The sequence below is a fragment of the Caballeronia sp. RCC_10 genome, from assembly GCF_041360715.1.
In the GTDB taxonomy this organism is placed as follows: Bacteria; Pseudomonadota; Gammaproteobacteria; order Burkholderiales; family Burkholderiaceae; genus Caballeronia; species Caballeronia grimmiae.
The window spans coordinates 1-21653 of record NZ_JBFUPT010000005.1 but is presented as its reverse complement, the minus strand read 5'-3'; the positions used below and the strand labels follow the sequence as shown (position 1 = coordinate 21653).

At 63.9% G+C, this 21653-nt stretch carries 17 protein-coding genes; 7 read left to right on the top strand and 10 right to left on the bottom strand.

Translation table 11 applies throughout. The features are described 5' to 3' along the window. Positions 1-246 (top strand): formate dehydrogenase subunit delta, encoded by a 246-nt coding sequence (locus tag AB6804_RS11615; RefSeq protein ID WP_244794275.1) that lies wholly within the window; start codon positions 1-3, stop codon positions 244-246. 11 nt (positions 247-257) lie between these two features. Here AB6804_RS11615 and AB6804_RS11610 read toward each other — a convergent pair whose 3' ends face one another. The 3 genes from AB6804_RS11610 to AB6804_RS11600 all read right to left on the bottom strand — a co-directional run bounded on the left by AB6804_RS11610 (position 258) and on the right by AB6804_RS11600 (position 3597). Next, positions 258-1991 (bottom strand): FAD-dependent monooxygenase, encoded by a 1734-nt coding sequence (locus AB6804_RS11610; RefSeq protein ID WP_370886599.1) that lies wholly within the window; start codon positions 1989-1991, stop codon positions 258-260. A gap of 223 nt (positions 1992-2214) precedes the next feature. Next, on the bottom strand, positions 2215-3216 hold the full coding sequence (locus AB6804_RS11605; protein WP_370886598.1) for a cation diffusion facilitator family transporter: 1002 nt from the start codon (positions 3214-3216) through the stop codon (positions 2215-2217). A gap of 15 nt (positions 3217-3231) precedes the next feature. After that, a complete protein-coding gene (locus AB6804_RS11600; protein ID WP_370886597.1) occupies positions 3232-3597 on the bottom strand; it encodes an ArsR/SmtB family transcription factor in 366 nt (121 codons plus the stop codon). A gap of 110 nt (positions 3598-3707) precedes the next feature. Here AB6804_RS11600 and AB6804_RS11595 point away from each other — a divergent pair, with 110 nt between their 5' ends. Next, positions 3708-5558: a tetratricopeptide repeat protein gene (locus AB6804_RS11595; RefSeq protein ID WP_370886596.1), complete on the top strand. Its 1851-nt coding sequence runs from the start codon at positions 3708-3710 to the stop codon at positions 5556-5558. A 91-nt stretch (positions 5559-5649) separates the two neighbouring features. Here the strand turns inward: AB6804_RS11595 and AB6804_RS11590 are convergent, their stop codons facing one another. Further along, the gene (locus AB6804_RS11590; RefSeq protein ID WP_035959704.1) at positions 5650-6945 is read right to left on the bottom strand and encodes an MFS transporter; all 1296 of its coding nucleotides are present in this window, start codon (positions 6943-6945) and stop codon (positions 5650-5652) included. A 519-nt stretch (positions 6946-7464) separates the two neighbouring features. On the opposite strand from AB6804_RS11590, the gene AB6804_RS11585 reads away from it, so the two are divergent. Then, entirely contained in the window at positions 7465-8223 is a 759-nt protein-coding gene (locus AB6804_RS11585) for a hypothetical protein (protein WP_370886595.1), read from the top strand. A gap of 197 nt (positions 8224-8420) precedes the next feature. Here AB6804_RS11585 and AB6804_RS11580 read toward each other — a convergent pair whose 3' ends face one another. The 5 genes from AB6804_RS11580 to AB6804_RS11560 form a co-directional block, all read right to left on the bottom strand. Continuing rightward, positions 8421-9866 (bottom strand): gamma-glutamyl-gamma-aminobutyrate hydrolase family protein, encoded by a 1446-nt coding sequence (locus tag AB6804_RS11580; protein ID WP_370886594.1) that lies wholly within the window; start codon positions 9864-9866, stop codon positions 8421-8423. A 117-nt stretch (positions 9867-9983) separates the two neighbouring features. Continuing rightward, positions 9984-11741, bottom strand: coding sequence for a cation:proton antiporter (locus tag AB6804_RS11575; RefSeq protein ID WP_370886593.1), 1758 nt, complete (start codon positions 11739-11741; stop codon positions 9984-9986). Positions 11742-11921: 180 nt separating this feature from the next. Then, complete coding sequence (glnK, locus tag AB6804_RS11570; RefSeq protein WP_008342452.1) at positions 11922-12260, bottom strand: P-II family nitrogen regulator; 339 nt, start codon at positions 12258-12260, stop codon at positions 11922-11924. 117 nt (positions 12261-12377) lie between these two features. Continuing rightward, positions 12378-14432 carry an NAD(+) synthase gene (locus AB6804_RS11565; RefSeq protein WP_244794266.1) on the bottom strand — a complete coding sequence of 685 codons (2055 nt, stop codon included), beginning with the start codon at positions 14430-14432 and terminating at the stop codon, positions 12378-12380. A gap of 69 nt (positions 14433-14501) precedes the next feature. Continuing rightward, positions 14502-15644, bottom strand: coding sequence for a GNAT family N-acetyltransferase (locus tag AB6804_RS11560; protein ID WP_370886592.1), 1143 nt, complete (start codon positions 15642-15644; stop codon positions 14502-14504). 146 nt (positions 15645-15790) lie between these two features. On the opposite strand from AB6804_RS11560, the gene AB6804_RS11555 reads away from it, so the two are divergent. Further along, positions 15791-16090 (top strand): GIY-YIG nuclease family protein, encoded by a 300-nt coding sequence (locus AB6804_RS11555; protein ID WP_370886591.1) that lies wholly within the window; start codon positions 15791-15793, stop codon positions 16088-16090. A 51-nt stretch (positions 16091-16141) separates the two neighbouring features. Here the strand turns inward: AB6804_RS11555 and ppa are convergent, their stop codons facing one another. Beyond that, complete coding sequence (gene ppa, locus AB6804_RS11550; protein ID WP_370886590.1) at positions 16142-16669, bottom strand: inorganic diphosphatase; 528 nt, start codon at positions 16667-16669, stop codon at positions 16142-16144. Between the two features lie 432 nt (positions 16670-17101). Between ppa and AB6804_RS11545 the strand changes: the two genes are divergently transcribed. The 3 genes from AB6804_RS11545 (at position 17102) to AB6804_RS11535 (ending at position 20798) form a co-directional block, all read left to right on the top strand. Next, positions 17102-18541 carry an aldehyde dehydrogenase family protein gene (locus AB6804_RS11545; protein ID WP_370886589.1) on the top strand — a complete coding sequence of 480 codons (1440 nt, stop codon included), beginning with the start codon at positions 17102-17104 and terminating at the stop codon, positions 18539-18541. Positions 18542-18566: 25 nt separating this feature from the next. Next, complete coding sequence (locus tag AB6804_RS11540) at positions 18567-19343, top strand: SDR family oxidoreductase (protein WP_370886588.1); 777 nt, start codon at positions 18567-18569, stop codon at positions 19341-19343. Between the two features lie 138 nt (positions 19344-19481). Beyond that, positions 19482-20798: an MFS transporter gene (locus AB6804_RS11535; RefSeq protein WP_370886587.1), complete on the top strand. Its 1317-nt coding sequence runs from the start codon at positions 19482-19484 to the stop codon at positions 20796-20798. The last annotated feature ends 855 nt before the right edge of the window (positions 20799-21653 follow it).

Sequence of the window (21653 nt, the reverse complement as noted above, 5' to 3'; positions counted from 1 at the left end):
ATGGACGTCGATAACCTGATCGAGATGGCGAACCGCATCGGACAGTTTTTCGATTCGATGCCGGATCGCGCCGAAGCTGTCGATAGCATCGCCGATCACATCCGCCGCTTCTGGGAGCCGCGCATGCGGCTTGCGATTCTCGCGGCGCTCGATGATGAACGGGCGAGCGCGACGATGGAGCCGATCCTGCGCGAGGCGCTGACGCTGCACCGGGCCGATCTGCAACCGAAAGTCGCCACGGCCTGAGCGTGGACGCCTCAGTCTTCGGGATACTCGCTCACGCTGCGTTGCGGGCTGCTCGGGCGCTCCTGTCCGAACCATGTTTCGCAATGACGCAGCAGCGCGCTCACATCCGACGGCACGCGTCCGCGCGCGGCGATGTAGCCGTCCGGGCGCACCAGATAGAACGCGGGGCGCGTGCGGCCATAGTTGTCGGTGAGCGAGTGCGCATCGTCGCCGCTCGTATCGGTGATGCGCCAGATGCGGACCGCGTTCGGCAGGATCGCTTCGATGGATTGCGCGAGGCCGTCGAGGTCGGGATCGCGCATCGCATGGGCCGGAGTGAGCGTCGCGGGAGCGAGCGCGATGTCGTCGTCACCGGTCGGATTCACGAGCAGGAACAGCGAGAAGCAGCCGGGATCATGCAGATCGTAGAGGCAGCCGACGCCGGGCAAGCGGCCGAGCGGCCCATCGACGACATGCACGCGCGCATCGGGCGCGCGTTCGCCGGCGCGCGGGCCGCCATCGAGCAGACGCTCCAGCGTGAGCGGGCTCTTGCGATAGTTGATCGACAGTTCGCTGACGGTGCGCCGCATCGCGTCTCGCAAGGGTCCGATTGCCGCGAGCGCGGGCATCACGTGGTCGCGCATCAGCTTCATCGGACCGTGCTCGGCTTCGGCCATCTGCGTCAGGATGCTGGTCTGACGCAGCACGTCGCGTTCGATCGGATGCCGCTCGGCGTGGTAAGTATCGAGCAGACGCTCGGACGCGCCGCCGGCCAGCGCGCGCGCGATTTTCCAGCCGAGGTTGAGCGCTTCCTGAATGCCCGTGTTCATGCCTTGCGCGCCTGCGGGGCTGTGGACATGCGCGGCATCGCCCGCGAGGAAGATGCGTTCGACGCGCAGGCGGTCGACCATGCGGCTGTTCACATGAAACGTCGATGACCACGTGAGACTCGAGAGCATCACGCGATGATGCACGCGCCGCTCGACGAGCGCCCGGCATTCGTCGAGTGTCGGACCGGGCTTCAGCTCATCGGCTTTCGTTGCGACGCCGGCGGCGGGCAGGTCTGCGATCAGGCGTGCGCGGCCATCGCCCATCGGAAAGAGCGCGGCGAGACCTTCGCCGGACGCGAAGATGTGGAATTCGTCGTCGGGCCAGTCGGAATCGGCTTGCAGGTCGGCGAGCAGAAAGGTTTGATCGAAGGTCTTGCCGTCGAAGCCGACGTTGAGCCGGTGCCGCACGGAACTGTGCGCGCCGTCGGCTGCGATCATGTACGAGGGGCGCAGGGTTTCGTCGCGGCCGTTGGGATGCCGCAGCGTCGCTTGTATGCCGGCGGAGCCTTGCGTGAAGTCGGTCAGTTCGATACCGCGTTCGATGTTCACGCCGGCTTCGTGCAGGTGTTCGGCGAGGAGGCGTTCGGTTTCCGATTGCGCGAGAAACAGCAGATAGGGATAACGTGTCTGGAGCGGATCGAAGTCGAGCCGCGCGAGGCGCTGACCGTTGGAATACAGATTGGCGACGCGGGCGCGGTGTCCGGCTTCGAGAAACCCGTTGACGATGCGATGCTGTTCGAACAGTTCGAGCGTGCGGGCCTGGATGCCGATGGCGCGTGAATAGGGCGAAGGCTGACGCGCTTTGTCGATGATGCGCACGGGGATGTGCGCCCGTGTGAGACTTATTGCGGCGGCGAGGCCAGTCGGGCCCGCGCCGACGATCAGGACCGGCGCAACGTCGAGTTTGTCGTTGGGGTTCAGCTTGTACGCGTACATGCTGGTGGCTCCGCTTTCCCTGCGTTCGGGTTAGTGTACGCTGGTTGGTCTTTGTGGTTCGCACGGGGCGTGTTTGTGGTTCGCATGTTGCGTTTCTTGCTGCGTGGAGCTTGTATTCGTGTCGGTCTATTGGCGCGCCCCGCCCCGGGGAGGGGCGCACTAATAGACCGACACGAATAACCGAAGAAGAAAACGCCCGCCTGCGCAAGGGCAAAAAGATCGTTCACCGCCGATCCAGACTACACCCCGTAAAAGCATCCCCAAAATCGACCTGCAAAGTAGCGTGATGCATGGAATAGTCGCGCCGAAGCGTCGCGACGACGCTTTGCAAGAACGCATCCCCCGGATGCCCTTGCGGCATGACCAGATGCACGGTAAGCGCATTTTCGGTAGTGGAAAGCGCCCAGACATGAAGATCATGCACCCCCCGCACCCCGGGCAACGCAGTTAGATAATTCTGAATAACCGCGGTATCGACCCCCGGCGGCACGGCAGCCATCGCGAGCCGCACCGCATCGCGCCCCAGCCCCCACGTGCCGTAAAGAATGACGCCCACCACGATGATGCTCATCGCCGGATCGATCCAGTTCCATCCCGTGTAAAGAATGACGAGCCCGCTCACCGCGACGGCCGCGGAAATCGCCGCATCCGCGGCCATATGCAGGAACGCACCGCGAACGTTGAGATCCTCCTTGCTCCCCCGCATGAAAAGCCATGCGGAAAATCCATTGCCGACAAGACCCAGCATCGCGACGATGAACACATCGAATCCCGCGACCGGCGCCGGATTCAAAAGACGCTGCACCGCTTCGAGCACGATCGCACCGCACGCAAAAAGCAGCAGCGCGGCATTGGCAAGCGACGCGAGTATCGACGAACTCCCGAGCCCGAACGTATAACGCGCACTCGGCCGCCGCGCGCCGAGCCACACCGCGCCCCACGCAAGCAGAAGACCGAGGACATCCGAAAGATTGTGGCCCGCATCCGCGAGCAAGGCAGTCGAATGCGCAATCACGCCATAAACGGCCTGCACGATCACGATCACCACATTGAGCCCGACGGCAATCGCGAAGGTGCGCCCCTGCCCCGCCTGCGGCGCATGATGATGATGATGGTGATGCCCGCCGGCCTCATGACCATGGGCATGCCCGGCATGATCCGCGTGGCCCGCATGGTCGGCGTGATCGTGCGCGTGGGAATGATCGTGATGCGAATGCGTACTCATCGGCTTGCTCTTGTTTCAGTCGGTCGAGTCGATATCGGTGGCGTCGTGGTGCGGCTCGGCCACGTGCTCCAGCAGTTCTCCCAGCATCGAACTGATATGGCGGTCCGCCGCGACGTAGAAGACCTGCTTGCCCTGCCGCTCCGCCCGCACGATCCGCGCCGCGCGCAACAGGCGCAAGTGATGGCTCACGAGCGATCCCGACAAGCCCAGCGATTCCGCAATCGCCCCGACCGCGCGCCTGCGCTCGACACAGGCCAGCACGATGCGCAGCCGCGTCGGATCGCCAAGCAAACGGAACAAGTCCGCAAGTGGCACCACGCGATCATCGGAAGTCGCCGAATCGGAGACAGGAACTGAGGACGCCACGGATATCGTTAACATATGAATAGGTGTTCACATGTTAAGTATCATCGGGACAACGTGTCAACCGTAGATTCGGAAGCCCTGCCTGCCGATGTGGGAAAATGCGTGGTTTGCAACATTCCTCCGTCATGGACACCGTATTTGCCCGCGGCTTCGCGGCCCATCGTGACGGCCGCCTGACCGATGCGGAACGCGACTATCAAGCCGCGCTCGCCGCTGAACCCGCCCACGTCGAAGCGCTGCACTATCTCGGCGTGCTGCGCCATCAACAGGGGCAGCACGAGGAAGCGGCTGCGCTCGTCGGCCGCGCCGTCGATCTGCGCCCCACCGATGCCGCCCTGCAACTGAACCTCGGTAACGCGTTGAAGGCGCTCGGCCGTATCGACGACGCCATCGAGCGTTTCCGCAACGCGCTCACGCTCGCGCCGGGCTTCGCACTCGCGCAGTACAACCTCGGCAACGCCTACACGGCGATAGGCCGGCACGAAGACGCCGCCGACGCCTTCGAGAAAGCCCTGCGCGCCCAGCCGAACGATGCCGCCGCCTGGAACAACTTCGGCAACGCGCTCTCTTCGCTTTCCCGCTACGAGGACGCCGCCCGCGCCTTTCGCCGCGCGATCACGCTGCGGCCTCGTCACGCGGGCGCGCACAACAACCTCGGCATGGCGCTGAACGCGCTCGGCGATCCGATGGGCGCGATCGCGCATTTTCGCGCCGCGATCGACGCGGAACCGGACTACGTCGCCGCGCACTTCAACCTCGGCAATCTGCTGGATGCCCGCGCGCAAGCGGAAGAAGCGCTGCCCCGCTTCCACAAGGTAATCAGCCTGCAGCCGCGTTTCGCGCCGGGGCACTTCGGCCTCGGCCATGCGCTCGCCAGGCTGAATCGCCATGAAGAGGCCGTGCTGTCGTATGAACGCGCAGTCGGGCTCGATCCGAAATACGGCGTCGCGTGGTTGTGTCTCGGCAATTCGCATCTCGCGCTCACCGCCCACGCCGCCGCCATCCGCGCATTCGACGAAGCCTTGCGCCTTGATCCGCAGATGCCCGCCGCGCATCTCAATCGCGGTCTTGCGCTGCTCGCGACGGGCGACTACGAGCGCGGTCTCCCCGCCTACGAATGGCGTTTGCAGACGCCCGGCAGCGAACCCGCGCCGCCACTGCCGCGCTGGTCGGGCGAGCCGCTGCCGGGCCGAACGCTGCGCGTGCGCGCGGAACAGGGTTTCGGCGATACGCTGCAGTTCATGCGCTTTGCGGCTTTTGCGGCAAAGCGCGTCGGCAAGCTCGTGCTCGAAGTGCAGCCGGCGCTCGTGCCGCTGCTCGCGCCGGCGGCGCGCGCGGCTCGCATCGAACTGAAGAGCCGGACCGACGAACCCGCGACCAGCGCCGACGCCTTCTGTCCGCTGCTGAGCCTGCCGCTTGCGCTCGGCATGACATCGCTGGAGACGATTCCGGCGCGCGCGCCGTATATCGTCGTGCCGGCTGACTATCGCCGCAAATGGCGCGGCTCGCTCGGCGGTCAGCAGAAGCGCAAGATCGGCATCGCGTGGTCCGGGCGGCTGCAGCCGGGCGAAACACGCTCGGCGCCGCTCGACGCGCTCGCGCCGCTTTTCGCGCTCGAAGGCATCGACTGGATCGTGCTGCAGCCCTTCCTCACCGACGACGAACGCGCGGCGCTCATCGCGCATCCGCGTGCGCGCACCATTCATCGCCTCGAAGGACGGCTCGAGAATTTAGCGGATACCGGCGCGATCGTCGATCGGCTCGATGCGGTCGTATCGGTCGATACGTCCGTCGCGCACCTGGCCGGCGCGCTCAACAAACCTGTCTGGGTGATGCTGCCTTTCGCGGCCGACTGGCGCTGGGGCGTCGATAGTCGACGAACGGCGTGGTATCCGAGCGCGCGGCTCGTGCGGCAGCGCGCGCCGGGCGACTGGGCGGGCGTCGTGGCGGAAGTCGCCGCCGCCTTGCGCGCCTGAACGCCGATAATGAAAAGCCCCTCGCTCAGACTGACGCGAGGGGCTTTTCGCATTCGCATCCGCATGCAAATCCATGCGATACGGTGCGAACTCAGGCGGTCTTGTACTGGTTCCGCGCTTCCGGCGAACGGTACAGCACGAGCGTGGCGATCAACCCGCAGATCGCCGCGAGGCCCATCCAGAGGCCGGGCGCTGCCTTGTTGCCGGTCCCGTGGATCAGCGCAGTCGAGATGGCGGGCGTGAAACCGCCGATGGTGGTCGCGAGGCTATAGGCCATCGAGAAACCGGTGGTGCGGACATCGACCGGCATGACTTCCGTCAGCGCCACGACCATCGCGCCGTTATAGCTGCCGTACAGGAACGAAAGCCACAGTTCGACCATCAGCAGACGCCCGAACGACGGTTCCGCGACGAGCCACTGCACCGCCGGATACGACGTGAGAATCGTCAGAATGGTGAAAAACAGCAGCACCGGACGGCGGCCGATGCGATCCGACACCGCGCCCATCACCGGCAGCCAGACCAGATTCGAGAGGCCGACGCAGACCGTCACGACGAGCGCATCGATGGCGCTGAGCTTCAGCACTTCCTTGCCGAAGGTCGGCGTGTAGGCAGTGATCATGTAGAACGAGACGGTCGTCATGATGACCATCCCCATGCCCGCCAGCACGACGCCCCAGTTCTGAGCGATGGAGCGCGCGATCTCACCCATGCTCGGGCGATGCTTCCTGGCGAGGAACTCGTCCGTCTCACGCAGCGAGCGGCGGACGATGAACAGGAACGGTACGATCAGGCAGCCGATCAGGAACGGCACGCGCCAGCCCCACGCGGTCATCTGCTCGGGCGGCAGCAGGCGGTTCATCATCACGCCGATGAGCGCCGCGAACACGACGGCTACCTGCTGGCTGCCCGACTGCCACGCGCAATAGAAACCCTTGTTGCCGCGCGTCGCAATTTCGGAGAGATAGACCGATACCCCGCCCAGTTCGACACCCGCCGAAAAGCCCTGCAGCAGCCGCCCCGACAACACGATGATCGGTGCGAGCGCGCCGATGGTCGCGTAGCCCGGCACGAGCGCCACGAGCGCAGTGCCGACCGCCATCAGCGCGAGCGTGAGGATCAGCCCCTTGCGCCGGCCGTGATGATCGATGTACGCGCCGAGCACGATGGCGCCGACTGGGCGCATCAGAAAGCCCGCGCCGAACACCGACAACGCGAGCATCAGCGAGGCGAAGTCGTTGTCGCTCGGGAAATAGGTCTTGGCGATCGCCGAAGCGTAGTAGCCGTAGACCATGAAGTCGTACATCTCAAGAAAGTTTCCGCTGACGACGCGAAATACGGTCTTGGCCTTGGATTCGTTGGCAGGTGCCAGGTGGGTCGTGGACATGAGACTTCCTCTAAGCGGGGCTCATGGCGTCCGGTGCGATACGGGACAAAAGGACGCAAGAGCCGGCGCGGTTTTCCTAGGGTTTACCCCTTACATTTGTTTTTGAATGTGGGTAATCGGAATCTTACCGCCTGCCGACGAAACATTGCACGCAACCTCGCTCAACTCCGGTCAATTAACATTAATTTACGCTTTCTTTATACTGTCTTTTCGCATACGTTGTACTTTCGGACTGTCAAACAGCCGGGCTAGCCGCCAGCCGGTGAAATTGCTAAAACCGCGCAAACTCCCGACCAGCATACGAGCGCGGTTTCGTCAATCAGTGATCCTATAAAAATCTTTCTTTCGCAGAAATGCGGTCGCGGGGCGTCCAGGCGTTCCGTATCATCGCGGCTCAACGCTGGCTTCTCACTCGACGCCCCGTCACGCCGCCCATGCCGCGCACCGCGGCCCGCGACCCGTGACGGGGCTTTGGGCGCGGCTCCGGTCTAGCGCCTGGACCCATGCATCTGAATCTTCATGACCGAACCTCTGATCGATATCGAAGGCAAGCTGCGCCTGCCGGCGCTTCGCGCAATCGCCGGTCCGTCACTGATGTTCGGTCGAGAATGGGCGCCCTGGCGGTCGCGCCCTATTCGCTCGGAGTCCGAATTTGCAATCGCGGCAGCGCTCTTTCGAACCGCTTACGTCGACGCGCTGGGCCTTCGCGATGGCAACGCGCCTTACCGCGCCGCCAACATCTGGGGCATGCTGACCGAAGGCCGCATTCGTCAAAAGATGCTGCATCTGATGCAGGCGGTGGACGCGCCAGCGAACCCCGCCGTGCAACAACCCGCAGAGCCGGTCCGCGTTCCGCTTGCCGTGAGCGCACCCGCGGCTGCGTCGGTTAGGCACGACCGTTACGCGTTCCTCGCGAAGCCGATGACGGGAGCCATTGCGCTCGCGTGCGCCGCGCTGATCGTGTGGCTGCTGTTTTGTCGCGGTCAGCATCCGGTGAACGAGGAACCCGACGGCGCCATCGCGGCAGTCCGGGCGATCGATACGCCGAAGCCGATGGCAGCATCGCAAGTCACCGTGCCTGTAAGCGCCGCTGCAAGCTCGGACGCGCCGGCATCGCACGTCGAAGCGAGCGCGATCTCCAGCCCGGCGGGAGCCGAGGCTCAGAGCGCGTCACAGCCGGCGGCAACCTCGGCGCAGGCTCGAACGAGACGCATATCCGGACGACCGGCCAAGCCAAGGCGGCAAACCCCGAAGCGTCGGCCAGCGTCAGCAGCGTGACCGTCCATCGCGCCAAGCTGCCGAAGGCAGCAACGCATTGCAGCAGCAGGTCGATCAGCTTCAGCGCGCAACGGAAGCCGGCATCACGCCGGTGACGGTAACGCCGGCGCGCTAAGGCTCGCGCAAATAGATCGCTGGAAACCACAAGGCCCGCTCGAAGCGGGCCTTGTGGTTTGCGCCTGACCGGTCACGCGCGCCTAGAACCGCGTCTCCCGCGCGACACGCAGGAACGTATCGAGCAAGGGCGTGCAATCGAGCAACTCCTCGCCGCCCGCGCGATGAAACTCCGGATGCCACTGCACGCCGACGACGAACGGAGCCTTGCGATACCGCACCGCCTCGATGATCCCGTCCGACGACGACACCGCCTCGATGTTCAGATCGCGCCCGAGCGTTTTCACCGCCTGATGGTGGATCGAGTTGACGATCGCCTCGCGCTGATGCGGGAACATGTTGACGAGCGACGAGCCATCGGGGAAGCGGATCGAATGGCGATGCTGGTCGTAGTGCTCGCTGACGTGCAGGCCGGCCGTCGGCACATCGGTGGCGATATCGCCGTAAAGCGTGCCGCCGAACGCCACGTTAATGAGTTGACAGCCACGGCACACGCCGAGCACCGGCTTGCCCGACTCGACGAACTCATGCAGCAGTTCCAGCTCGTACATGTCGCGCACGCGGTCGCCGGGCCACTCGGGACGCGTCGTCGCTTCCTCGTAAGACTGCGGCGACACGTCTGCGCCGCCCTGCAGCAGCAGGCCATCCAGATGCTTTGCGTAATCGCGCAGACGGATGTTGCTCGGATGCAGCATCCCCTGATGACCGACCGTCGGGATCATGAACACGAGCACGTCGCGCGACATGACCCAGTGCGCGATCGATTCCTCCAGATACTGCAGCGTCTTGCCGCGCAAGCCCCGCGCGCCCGGCTCCGGATGAAAGATCCGCGCCGACACGCCGATGCGCAAGGTCCGCTGCGTGATGCGCTGCCCCGCCCGGTCGAAGATTTGCCGCGCGCGCGCCGCGATGATCCGCCCGAACACGGACCACGCAGAATCGGAATTCTTGAGGTAGGCCGGAGGTGCGGAAGGCGCGTCCGCCATGTGCTGCGGCGGATTGAGCTTGCTGAAATCGGGCGGCAGAACGTGGGCGTTGACCTGCGTGTCCACGTCCGCCGCAGCCGAGCCTTGAGCTTCGGTGGCGGCTTCCGCTTCGGCCTCGGCCTCCGCTTCGGTGGCGGCTTCGAGGTTCTGCGCGAGGCTTGCCTTCGCGTCGACCGGCTCGACGCGCGCCGAATGTTTGGCGCGGACGGCGGCCTCTTGCGAGGCGGTCGCGCTTGCGGCATTCGCGCGGGCTTCGCGAGCGGACTGCTGCGCGTCGTCGCGGCGCGCGGCGGCGGTATCGACGGGTTCGACGGCCGATGCGCTCGCAGGCGAATCCGTCGATGCGCGCTGCGTCGCGCTCACCGGAGGCGATGTCGAGGCCGCGGGCGATGCGCTGTCGCGCGAGCCGCCGGCGGCGGAAGCATCCGCGCCGCCGCGCCGGGCTTCGGCGGCGCGACTGGCGGCGTCCCCGGCGGCATTGCCTGCGCGGGTCTCGTTATTGGCGGTGTTGCCTGAGTCGTTGGACGTTTTGTTTTCGCTCATCCCGATTTCAGGCGCGCGCGGCGCCACGAAAGAAAAAGAGAAGTCGATTATCCGCCCATCGAACCGCACGACGCAAACCAGCACACATTTGCTCACATCTGCATCAATGCGCGCGCCTCAATGATCGCGCGTTTCCTCCATCGTCTCGCGCAACGCGATTTGCATCGTCGCGTGGATTTTCACGCACCAGCGCCACAACACCGTCAGCAGCAGCGCCGCGCACAGCAGCACGCCGATCATCAGGCCGAACGGCGGAAGGATGCCGCCCGACAGCGCCGCGACGAGCAGGAAGACGCCGAACATCGCGACGATCGGAATCAGGCCGGAAATCGCGGTGCGGATCGCGCTCGTGAAGCGCCCCGCTTTCGCGGGCTGCACGCTGACTTCCGCGAGCAACAGCGCGAGCGACTCGAGCTTGCGATACACCGCGACCAGAAACGGCAACGCGACGACGAGCGCGGCGCTCCACAGCACGACGCGTTGCGCATTGTCGGTGTCGAGCCAGCGCGACAGATACTGCGATGCGAACGGCGCCGAATACGACGCCCCGAGGAAGATCGCGGCGACGAGCGCGAGATTGACGGCGATCTGCAGCACGATGCGCCGCGTCATCGAGAAGAGCGTCGCGCCGCCCGTGGCCGGCGTCAGGCTCGCGAGCCATTGCGAATAGAGCCCGAACGTGTTCGCGAGCGGCGCGGGCATCGCGCGGGCGAGGCGCAGCGTCAGCGGATCGGCGGCGCGCATCAGATACGGCGTGAACAGCGTGGTCAGCGCGGAGACGGCGACCGCGATCGGATAGAGAAAGCCGCTCGTCACTTTCAGCGACAAGCCGAGCGACGCGATGATGAACGAGAACTCGCCGATCTGCGCGACGCTCATGCCGACGCGCATCGACGTGCGTCCGTCCTTGCCCGCGAGGAAGGTGCCGAGGCCGCACGACACGATCTTGCCGAGCACCACCGCGACCGTGATGACGGCGATCGGCCATGCGTAATCGACGAGGACCGTCGGATTGAGCAGCAGCCCGATCGTCACGAAGAAGATCGCGGAGAACATGTCGCGCAACGGCGCGATCAGATGTTCGATGCGCGCAAGATGCTTCGATTCCGCCATGATCGCGCCGATCAGGAACGCCCCGAGCGCGATCGAATAATCGAGCTTCACGACGAGCAGGCAGAAGCCGAAGCAAAAGCCGAGCACCGTGACGAGCAGCATCTCGTCGCTCTTTGCGCCCGCGACGTAATTGAGCGCGCGCGGCACGGTCAGAATGCCGACGACGAGCGATACCGTCATGAAGAGCAGCAGCTTGCCGAGTGTCACGACGGCGATGCCCGCGCTCACCGAGCCCGTCTGCGCGATGCCCGACAGCAGCACGAGCATCGCGATGGCGAGAATGTCTTCGACGATCAGCATGCCGAACACGAGTTGCGCGAAGCTCTCGCGCTTCATGCCAAGCTCGGACAGCGCCTTCACGATGATCGTCGTCGACGAGATGGCGAGCATCGCGCCGAGAAAGAGCGAGTCCATCGCGTTCCAGCCGAACCATCGGCCGATCTCGAAGCCGATCCAGATCATCAGCACGATTTCGGAGAGCGCCGCGACCAGCGCCGTCGCGCCGACGCGAAACAGCTTGCGCAAGCTGAATTCGAGCCCGAGCGAGAACATCAAGAAGACGACGCCGATTTCGCCGAGCGTCTGAATGGTCGCTTCGTCGTTGATGAGCTGAAACGGCGGCGTGTACGGCCCAATGATGACGCCCGCCACGATATAGCCCAGCACCACCGGTTGCCGCAAGCGATGAAACAGCACCGTCACGACGCCCGCGATGGCCATGATGACAGCGAGATCCTGAATGAAGCCGATCGCGTGGTGCATCGACAGTTTCCTTACAAAAATATTATTCGAGCCGATGTTACAGCACGATGATCCGTTGCGGCCTGGAGTAAGACGGAACGGCGAGACGCGCATCGAACCGGTGCATGCGATGCGGAAGCGGAAAGAACAAGCCCGCTCGGGCGAGCGGGCTGCGATGCGGCGAAGCTCGACGCGCGGCGATCAGACCGCTGCTTCGTTTTCCTCGCCGGTGCGAATGCGGATGACGCGCTCCACGTCCGCGACGAAAATCTTGCCGTCGCCGATCTTGCCGGTGCGCGCCGCGCCGATGATCGCATCGATGACCTGATCGGTCTGATCGTTCGCGACGACCACTTCGATCTTCACCTTCGGCAGGAAGTCCACCACATACTCTGCACCACGATAGAGTTCGGTATGCCCTTTCTGGCGGCCGAAGCCCTTCACTTCCGTGACCGTGAGCCCCGTCAGACCGACTTCGGCGAGTGCTTCGCGAACTTCGTCGAGCTTGAACGGTTTGATGATGGCGGTGATGCGTTTCATGGCGTGCCTCGCTTCGGAGTCAGGAGTTCAGAGAAGGGGCGTCACTCTCGTGACGGATGCTTTCGATTCTAGTCGCGTTTGATGGTGCCGGCGGTTCGGTAAACCGCGAGATGAAGGTCACTCCGTCTCGGGAATCCGCTCCAGATCCTTGAGCCACACGGTGGCTTGCGAATCGCTCGGGGCGCGCCAGTCGCCACGCGGCGACAGCGAGCCGCCCGATCCCACCTTCGGTGCATTCGGGATGCAGGAACGCTTGAACTGACTCGTGCGGAAAAACCGGTCCAGAAAGATGCGCAGGTTCTTGCGGATATCCGCGAGCCCGTATTGATTGCGCGCGACGTTCGGGTCTTCCGGCCAGTCGCCGGCATCGCGGTCGCGCCAGGCGGCATGGGCGAGGAACGCAACCTTCGACGGCGCGAAGCCGAAGCGGATCGTGTAGTACAGGTTGAAGTCCTGAAGCTCGTACGGCCCGATGACGCTTTCCGTCTTCTGTTCGAGCGCCCCGCTCGCCTTGCCGGGGATGAGCTCCGGGCTGATATCGGTGCTCAGGATATGTTCGAGCACGTCGGTTCCGGCATCGCCGATTGCGCCCGACTCCGCGACCCAGCGCACCAGATGCGTGATGAGCGTCTTCGGCACACTGGCGTTCACGTTGTAGTGCGACATGTGATCGCCGACGCCATACGTGCACCATCCGAGCGCAAGTTCGCTCAGATCGCCGGTGCCGATGACGATCGCGTTATGAAGATTGGCCAGCCTGAAGAGATGGCTCGTGCGCTCGCCAGCCTGCACGTTCTCATACGTGATGTCGTATTGCTCGTTGTCTTCGCTGTGTGGATGGCCGATGTCCGCGAGCATCTGCGTGCAGCTCGGCCGAATGTCGATTTCCTCGGCGGTGCAGCCGATCACCTGCATCAGTTCGCGCGCCTGTCGAAGCGTGCGGTCGCTGGTGGCGAAGCCGGGCATCGTATAGGCGAGAATGTTGGCGCGCGGCAGGCCGAGCCGGTCCATCGCCTTGGCGCACACGAGCAGTGCATGCGTCGAATCGAGCCCGCCCGATACGCCAATCACGACCTTCGATATCCCCGACGACCGCAGCCGCTGCAACAGCGCCTGAACCTGAATGTTGTAGACCTCGTTGCACCGTGCGTCGCGACGCGTGCGATCGGCCGGAACGTACGGGAAGCGCGCGACGCGACGCTCCAGCGGCAGGGCGCCTTCGACCGGCGCCGCCAGCGAAAACTCGACGACGGTGAACTTCGCGACTTCATCGGCATGACGCGCGGTGGATCGCCCGAAGGTGGTCTGCTTCATGCGCTCGCGCGAGAGCCGTTCGAGATCGACATCGGCATAGATCACATGCGATTCGCCCGCGAACCGCTCGGACTCCGCGAGCATCTCGCCGTTCTCGTAGATGAGGCCCTGGCCGTCCCATGCGAGATCGGTCGTCGACTCGCCCTCGCCCGCCGACGTGTAGAGATACGCGGCCACGCAACGCGCGGACTGCTGCCCGACGAGCTGATGCCGATACGCCGACTTCCCTACGACGATATTCGACGCCGACAGATTCACGAGCACCGTCGCACCTGCGAGCGCCGCGAACGACGACGGCGGGATCGGCACCCACACGTCCTCGCATATTTCGACATGGAACCGGAAGAGCGGCAGGTCCTTGAGCTGGAACAGCAGCGAGGCGCCGAACGGCACCTGCTGGCCGCAAAGCGCGAGCGTGTTTGTGGTGGCCGCATCGGCGGGACTGAACTGACGCGCTTCGTAGAACTCGCCGTAGTTCGGCAGATAGCTCTTCGGCACGACGCCGCGAATCACGCCATCCGCCACGACGACCGCGCAATTGAAGAGCTTGTGCTCCGCGCGCACCGGCAGGCCGACGATCATCGCGATCTTCAATCCCTTCGACGCCTCGACGATGCTGCCGAGCGCATCTTCGCAGGCATCGAGCAAGGCTCTTTGATGAAAGAGATCGTCGCACGTATAGGCGGACAGGCCTAGCTCAGGAAACGCGACGAGCACCGCACCGCGGGCGGCCGCCTGCCTTGCGAGCTTGATGGTCTCTTCGGCGTTGAACGCGGGATCGGCCACCTTGCAGTTCGGAATGGCGACAGCGACGCGCGCGAAATCATGACTGTATAAATTGAAGAAGTTTTGGCTCATGTTCATCGTTGCCTGCGCGGGGTGTGTCGGACGAAAAGCGAAGCGTCGAAACGATTATCGCATGTGACCCTAAGCCATTTTTCTGAACGGCGTATGCGCTTCCAGCTCTTCGATATGCTCGTTCATCGCGGTGGTTTCGGCATCCAGAAACTCGCTGATCGCGTGCGCGAAGCGTTGATCCGCGATCCAGTGCGCGGACCATGTCGGCGTAGGCAGAAGACCGCGCGACATCTTGTGCACGCCCTGCGCGCCGCCTTCGAAACGTGCGAGCCTGTGTTCGATGCAATACGCGATGCCCTGCATGTAGCACGTCTCGAAGTGCAGCCCCGAGATGAACTCGCGCGTGCCCCAGTAGCGGCCATACATCGTGTCGCCGCCGATCATGTTGAGCGCGCACGCGAGCCGCTCGCCGTCCGCTTCGGCGATCACGAGCAGCATGCTGTCGGGGGCATCGGCGTGAATCTGGCCGAAGAACTCGCGCGACAGATACGGCGCATTCCAGTGCTCGCGATACGTGTTGTCGTAGCAGTCGTAGAAGAAGTCGAGCGCGCTCTCGTCAATCTCCGCGCCACGCAGCCACGTGTAGCTCACGCCCGCTTCCATCACGCGACGCCGGTCCTGCTTCACCTTCTTGCGCTTGTCGTGACTCATCGTCGCGAGGAAGGCGTCGAAGTTCGCGTAGCCGTCGCCGGGCAGATTTTCCCAGTGGAACTGCACGCCTTCGCGCAGCATGTAGCCGGCGTCCGTCAGCGCATCGATGTCCTGGGCGTGCGGAAACAACACGTGCAGCGAGGAGATATCGAGCCGGCGCGTCAGTTCGATCGCCCCTCGCGCGAGCAGCACGCGATCCTCATGCTCCGCCGCGATGAGGCGCGGTCCCGTCACCGGCGAGAACGGCACCGCGGACACGGCCTTCGGGTAATAGCGCAGGCCATGCCGCTCGAAGGCGTCGGCCCAGGCGTGATCGAAGACATATTCTCCGCGCGAATGCGACTTGAGATAGAGCGGCATCGCGCCCGCAAATTCGCCGCCGCGCCGCAGAACGAGATGATGCGCGCGCCAGCCCGTGCGCTTGACCGCGCAATGCGTGTCCTGCAACGCTCGAAGAAAGCCGTGCCGCACGAAAGGATTGTCGCCGGCGAGGCGATTCCAGTCGTCCGCCGGGATATCGTCGAGCGTATCGACCACGTGAATTTCGACTTCGCGATTCAACAGGCTACCTCGCTGTGTGACCGATGAGCGCGTCATGCGCGAAGCGGCTATTTTCGCGCAAGTCGATAAAAGGCGTCGGCATGGGCCGATGGCGCGGTCATCGGCGATAATGCGCGGCAATTTCTTGCCCTTGCCGATACGACGCGATGCCGTGGTTTCTCTATCTGATCGAATGTGCCGACGGCAGCCTGTACACCGGCATCGCCACCGATGTCGATGCGCGTTTCGCCGCGCACGCGAGCGGCAAGGGCGCGCGTTATACGCGCACGAGAAAGCCGGTCAGAGTGATGGCGTCGTTCGAAGTGTCCGGGCGCTCCGAGGCGTCGCGCGCGGAGTATTGGGTCAAGCGCCTGCCGGTGCAGCAAAAGCGCGCGTTGATCGCGGGCGAAAGAACGCTTGAGTCCGTGTTGCCCCGGACCGAGGCCGAAGCAAGCGAACAAAAATAAAACGCCGCCGCGTCGAAGCACGCGGCGGCGTTTCTTAACGATGAAACGCGCTTACTTCTTGTAGTTCGCGACGCCTTCGGTGATTTCCTTGTGCGCGGCGTCGATGCCCGCCCAGCCTTCCATCTTCACCCACTTGCCCTTTTCGAGCGCCTTGTATTGCTCGAAGAAGTGCTTGATCTGATCCTTCAGGTATTCGGGCACGTCGTCGATCGACTTGATGTTCGCCGTCATCGGGCAGATCTTGTCGTGCGGCACGGCGATCAGCTTTGCGTCCACGCCGGATTCATCGGTCATCTGCAGCATGCCGAGCGCACGTGCACGCACGACCGAGCCTGCCAGCAGCGGGAACGGCGTGATGACGAGCACGTCGACGGGATCGCCGTCGCCCGACAGCGTCTGCGGGATGAAGCCGTAGTTCGCCGGATAGCGCATGCCGGTGCCGATGAAGCGATCGACGACGAGCAGGCCCATGTCCTTGTCCGCTTCGTATTTGACCGGATCGCTCTGTGCGGGGATTTCGATGATGACGTTGAAATCCTGCGGAAGGTCCTTACCGGGAGGTACGTTGTTGAAGCTCATGAGCGCTCTCTGGAGAAGTTGGTACGGGAAGCAGGCGACGCGTGAAACGCCGGCGCAGCGAGGTGAAACACTTCAGGCATTATAGCCAAAGGAGCCTGCCGGACCGGGGCTGTGTGGCGCGCCGTGCTGGACGATGGCGGACGATCGCAAGGGCCGTTTGCATGACCGAACGGCCACGCGGACGCTTGAAAACGGCTACAGCGCGCGGAACGCGGCGCGCCGTTTCGCCTCCCCGAGCAAGGGGCGCGCGGCGCGGCGATGCGGCGCGTTTCAGGCGTTCGCCGGAATGCAATTATAGTCAGGGGCTGCTGCGCAGGGACCGCTGGCCGCGTCATGCGCCTCGCTGATACGTCGACGTCGCATTCCGTGCGACCGGCCCCTTACGCGGCATCGCATGGCTGTTTTATATTCGAACAGACCCAGGAGACACGCATGGAAGAAGGCAAGCATTTCATCGGCAACCGGTGGACCGCGCCGTCGAGCGGCGAAACGATTCCGGTCGTCGATCCATCGGATGGGCAGGCGTTCTCGCAGATCGCTCGCGGCACGAGCGCCGATATCGACCGCGCCGTGAGCGCCGCTCGCGCCGCTTATGACGGCGCATGGGGCGCGACGAGCGCCGCCGACCGCGGGCGCATCCTCGCGCGGCTCTCGATGCTGATCGCCGCGTGTCACGAGGACATCGCGCAAATCGAGGCGCGCGACACCGGCAAGCCGCTCACGCAGGCGCGCGCCGACGCGGCGGGCATCGCACGATACTTCGAGTTCTATGCGGGCGCCGCCGACAAGCTGCACGGCGAGACGCTGCCGTACCAGTCCGGCTTCACCGTGCTCACGATCCGCGAGCCGCATGGCGTGACCGGCCATATCGTGCCGTGGAACTATCCGCTGCAAATCTTCGGGCGCAGCGTCGGCGCGGCGCTGGCCGCGGGCAACGCGTGCGTGGTCAAGCCGGCGGAGGACGCGTGCCTTTCGCTGCTGCGCATCGCCGAGCTGGCCGCCGAGGCGGGATTGCCGGAAGGCGCGCTGAACATCGTCACCGGCTACGGATACGAAGCGGGCGCGGCGCTCGCGCGTCATCCGGGCATCGATCACATTTCGTTCACCGGCTCGCCGATGACGGGCGCCGCCGTCACGAAGATGGCCGCCGACAACCACGTCCCCGTCACGCTCGAGCTGGGCGGCAAGTCCCCGCAAATCGTGTTCGCCGATGCCGACTTCGACGCCGCCCTGCCCGTGCTCGTCGCGGCGATCGTGCAGAACGCGGGACAGACGTGTTCGGCGGGCAGCCGCGTGCTGATCGAGCGTGCGGCTTACGAGCCGCTCATCGAGCGGCTGTCGGAGGCGTTCGCGGCGCTGAAGGTCGGCCCGAGCAGGCTCGATCTGGACTGCGGCCCGCTCATCAGCGCGAAGCAGCAGCAGCGCGTGTGGGACTTTCTCTCCGATGCGCAGCACGACGGCATCGCGATGGCCGCGCATGGCGAAGTCGTCACCGAAGCGCCGGAAGCGGGCTTTTATCAGGCGCCGACGCTCTTGCGCGACGTGCCGCGCACGCATCGGCTCGCGCGTGAGGAAGTGTTCGGCCCGGTGCTCGCCGTGATGCCCTTCGACGATGAAGCCGACGCATTGAAGCTCGCCAACGACACCAACTACGGCCTCGTCGCGGGCATCTGGACGCGCGACGGCGCGCGGCAAATGCGGCTTGCGCGGCGCGTGCGTTCGGGCCAGGTGTTCATCAACAACTATGGCGCGGGCGGCGGCGTCGAATTGCCGTTCGGCGGCGTCAAGCATTCGGGACACGGACGCGAGAAGGGCTTCGAGGCGCTTTATGGCTTCACGACGCTCAAGACCATTGCAATCAAGCACGGCTGACGCACAGCCATCAACAGGAGACAACATGCGACTGCAAGGCAAAACGGTACTCGTGACGGGCGCGGGCTCGGGTTTCGGCGAAGGCATCGCCAAGACGTTCGCACGCGAAGGCGCGAACGTCGTCGTCAACGATCTGAACGGCGCGGCTGCCGAGCGCGTCGCCAGCGAAATCGCGCTGGCTTCGTCGCAGGAAGCGAAGCACGGACGCGCGATCGCCGTTCAGGGCGATGTCACGAAGCGCGAAGACTGGCAGCGTCTCTTCGATGCGACCATCGACGACTTCGGCAGCGTGCAGGTGGTCGTCAACAACGCGGGGACGACGCACCGTAACAAGCCCGTGCTCGATGTGACCGAGGCCGAGTTCGATCGCGTCTATGCAGTGAACGTGAAGAGCATCTACTGGAGCGTCGAGCAGTTCGTGCCGTATTTTCGTCAGCAAGGCGGCGGCGCGTTCATCAACATTGCATCGACGGCGGGCGTGCGGCCGCGCCCTGGTCTTGTCTGGTACAACGGCAGCAAGGCGGCGGTGATCGTCGCGAGCAAGGCGCTGGCCGTGGAGTTGGGCCCCGATCGCATCCGCGTGAACTGCATCAATCCGGTGATGGGCGAAACGGGCTTGCTCTCCGAGTTCATGGGCATGGAGGACACGCCCGCGAACCGTCAGAAGTTCCTCGCGACGATTCCGCTCGGCCGCCTGTCGACGCCGCAGGACATCGCGAATGCGGCGCTCTATCTCGCTTCCGACGATGCCGAATTCATCACGGGCGTGGCGCTCGAAGTGGACGGCGGACGCTGCGTCTGACGCGGGGCCGACGCGCGCCCGCGTGGGCTTCATCGGTGTTTTCCCCATCTAAAACAGCCGCTTGGCGTGCAGCCGAGCGGCTAGAATCCTTACGCCAATATAACGATGCTCGCGTTTGCACGAGCGTAAGGAGACGAGATGTCGAGCACTGCCAATCCCGTGCATCGCCCGGGCGCGGGCGCGCCTTCGAGCTTTGAGGAAGCGACCTATCGAAAGGTCGCGTGGCGGCTCTCGCCGCTGCTGCTAATCTGTTACGTGGTGGCGTATCTGGACCGCGTGAACGTTGGCTTTGCCAAGCTGCAAATGTCCACCGATCTCGGTTTGTCGGATGCCGTGTATGGCTTCGGCGCTGGCATTTTCTTCTTCGGCTATTTCATCTTCGAGATACCGAGCAACGTCATTCTGCATAGGGTCGGTGCGCGCGTGTGGATCGCGCGGATCATGATTTCGTGGGGCATCATTTCCGCGCTCACGATGTTCGTCACTACGCCCACGATGTTCTACGTGATGCGCTTTTTGCTCGGCGTCGCGGAAGCGGGCTTCTTTCCCGGCATCATTCTTTATCTGACGTACTGGTATCCGGCGCATCGGCGCGGGCGGATGACGACGCTGTTCATGACGGCGATTGCGCTGTCGGGATTGATCGGCGGGCCGGTGTCTGGCTGGATCATGAAGACCTTCGACGGCGCGAACAACTGGCACGGCTGGCAATGGCTGTTGCTGCTGGAGGGCGTTCCGTCGGTGATCGTGGGCATCGTCGTGTTGTTGATGATGGACGATCGCATTTGCAAGGCGAAGTGGCTCACGCAGGAAGAGCGCGATTTGCTGGAGCGGAACATCGCGGCGGATAACGTCGAGAAGGAGGATCTGCCGATCAGCCGTATCTTGTCGAGCCCGAAGGTCTGGTTGATGAGCCTGATCTATTTCTCGTTCGTGATGGGTCTTTATGGCGTGAGTTTCTGGCTGCCAACGATCATCAAGGCGACGGGCGTGACCGATGCTTTGACCATCGGGCTGCTGTCGGCGATTCCTTATGGCGCGGCGGTGGTTGGCATGCTGCTCGTGGCGCGCAGTGCGGACAAGCGTGGTGAGCGTCGGTGGCATATTGCCGTGCCGGCGTTTGTTGGGGCTATCGGGCTTGTGCTGTCGGTTATCTGGGCCGGGAATACGCCGCTTGCGATGCTTGGGCTCACGCTTGGCACGATGGGCATTCTCACTACGCTGCCGTTGTTCTGGAGTTTGCCTACGGCGTTTCTTGCGGGCACTGGGGCGGCGGCCGGGATCGCCATGATCAACTCTCTCGGCAATCTTGCCGGGTTTCTTAGTCCTTATCTTGTTGGCTGGCTCAAGCAAGCCACCGGGGCTAATTCCAGTGGGATGTATATGCTTGCCGGGTTTCTCGTGGTTGGGGCTCTGCTTGCGCTCAGTGTTCCTGCGCGGATGGTCAATCGGTGATTTGGTTTGCCCTTGGGCGGGGGGGCGTCTTTTTTTTTGTGGTGGTCTGTTTGCTTGCCCCTTCGCCGGGGCGGGCATCAGAAGAAGTTTTTGCCCTTGAGCGGGTAGCTTGATTTTCTCCGGTTTCTCGTGTCGGTCTATTAGCTCGCCCCTCCCCGGGGCGGGGGTCACTTTCTTTGCCGCTGCAAAGAAAGTAACCAAAGAAAGCAGCTTTTTTTCGAACCGCCCAGTGCACGAACTTGTGTGCCCACCCCGTAGAACATCGGTGGCACTCAGCTTGAAAGAGCCTTGAATCACCTTCCCCGCCCGCTGACTACTAACGTCCTCCGAGCCCCTCGGCTCGTCAACACCATCGGGACACCGGCCGCCTCGCTACAACAAAACATTTCACAAGCACCTTCCCCTTCCAACAAGTGCCTCAGCGCATCATCGACTTCGCTCGCGAACACTACGTCCGGCCATCACTCGCCGTCAAAATCGGTGATCCGGTCGTGGTCCGTAGTCGTGGTCCCTAGTCGTGGTCCGTCCGTGGTCGTGGTCCGTCCGTGCTTATGCTTTTTGTCGCTTGCGGAGTTGCGGGCTGCGCGCTGCGGCTACGGCTACGGCTCGCTACTCGCTACTCGCTACTCGCTACTCGCTACTCGCTACTCGGTACTCGCTACTCGCGTTCCGCGACCTGCGACTCGCGACTTGCGACCTGCGACCTGCGACCTGCGACCTGCGACCTGCGACCTGCGACCTGCGACTTGCGACTTGCGACTTGCGACTTGCGACTTAAGGAAACTCTGCGTAACTCGCGCGTGTAATGGCCCTTAGGAATGCTACTATATTGGTCACGACCTGGAGGCAGCAATG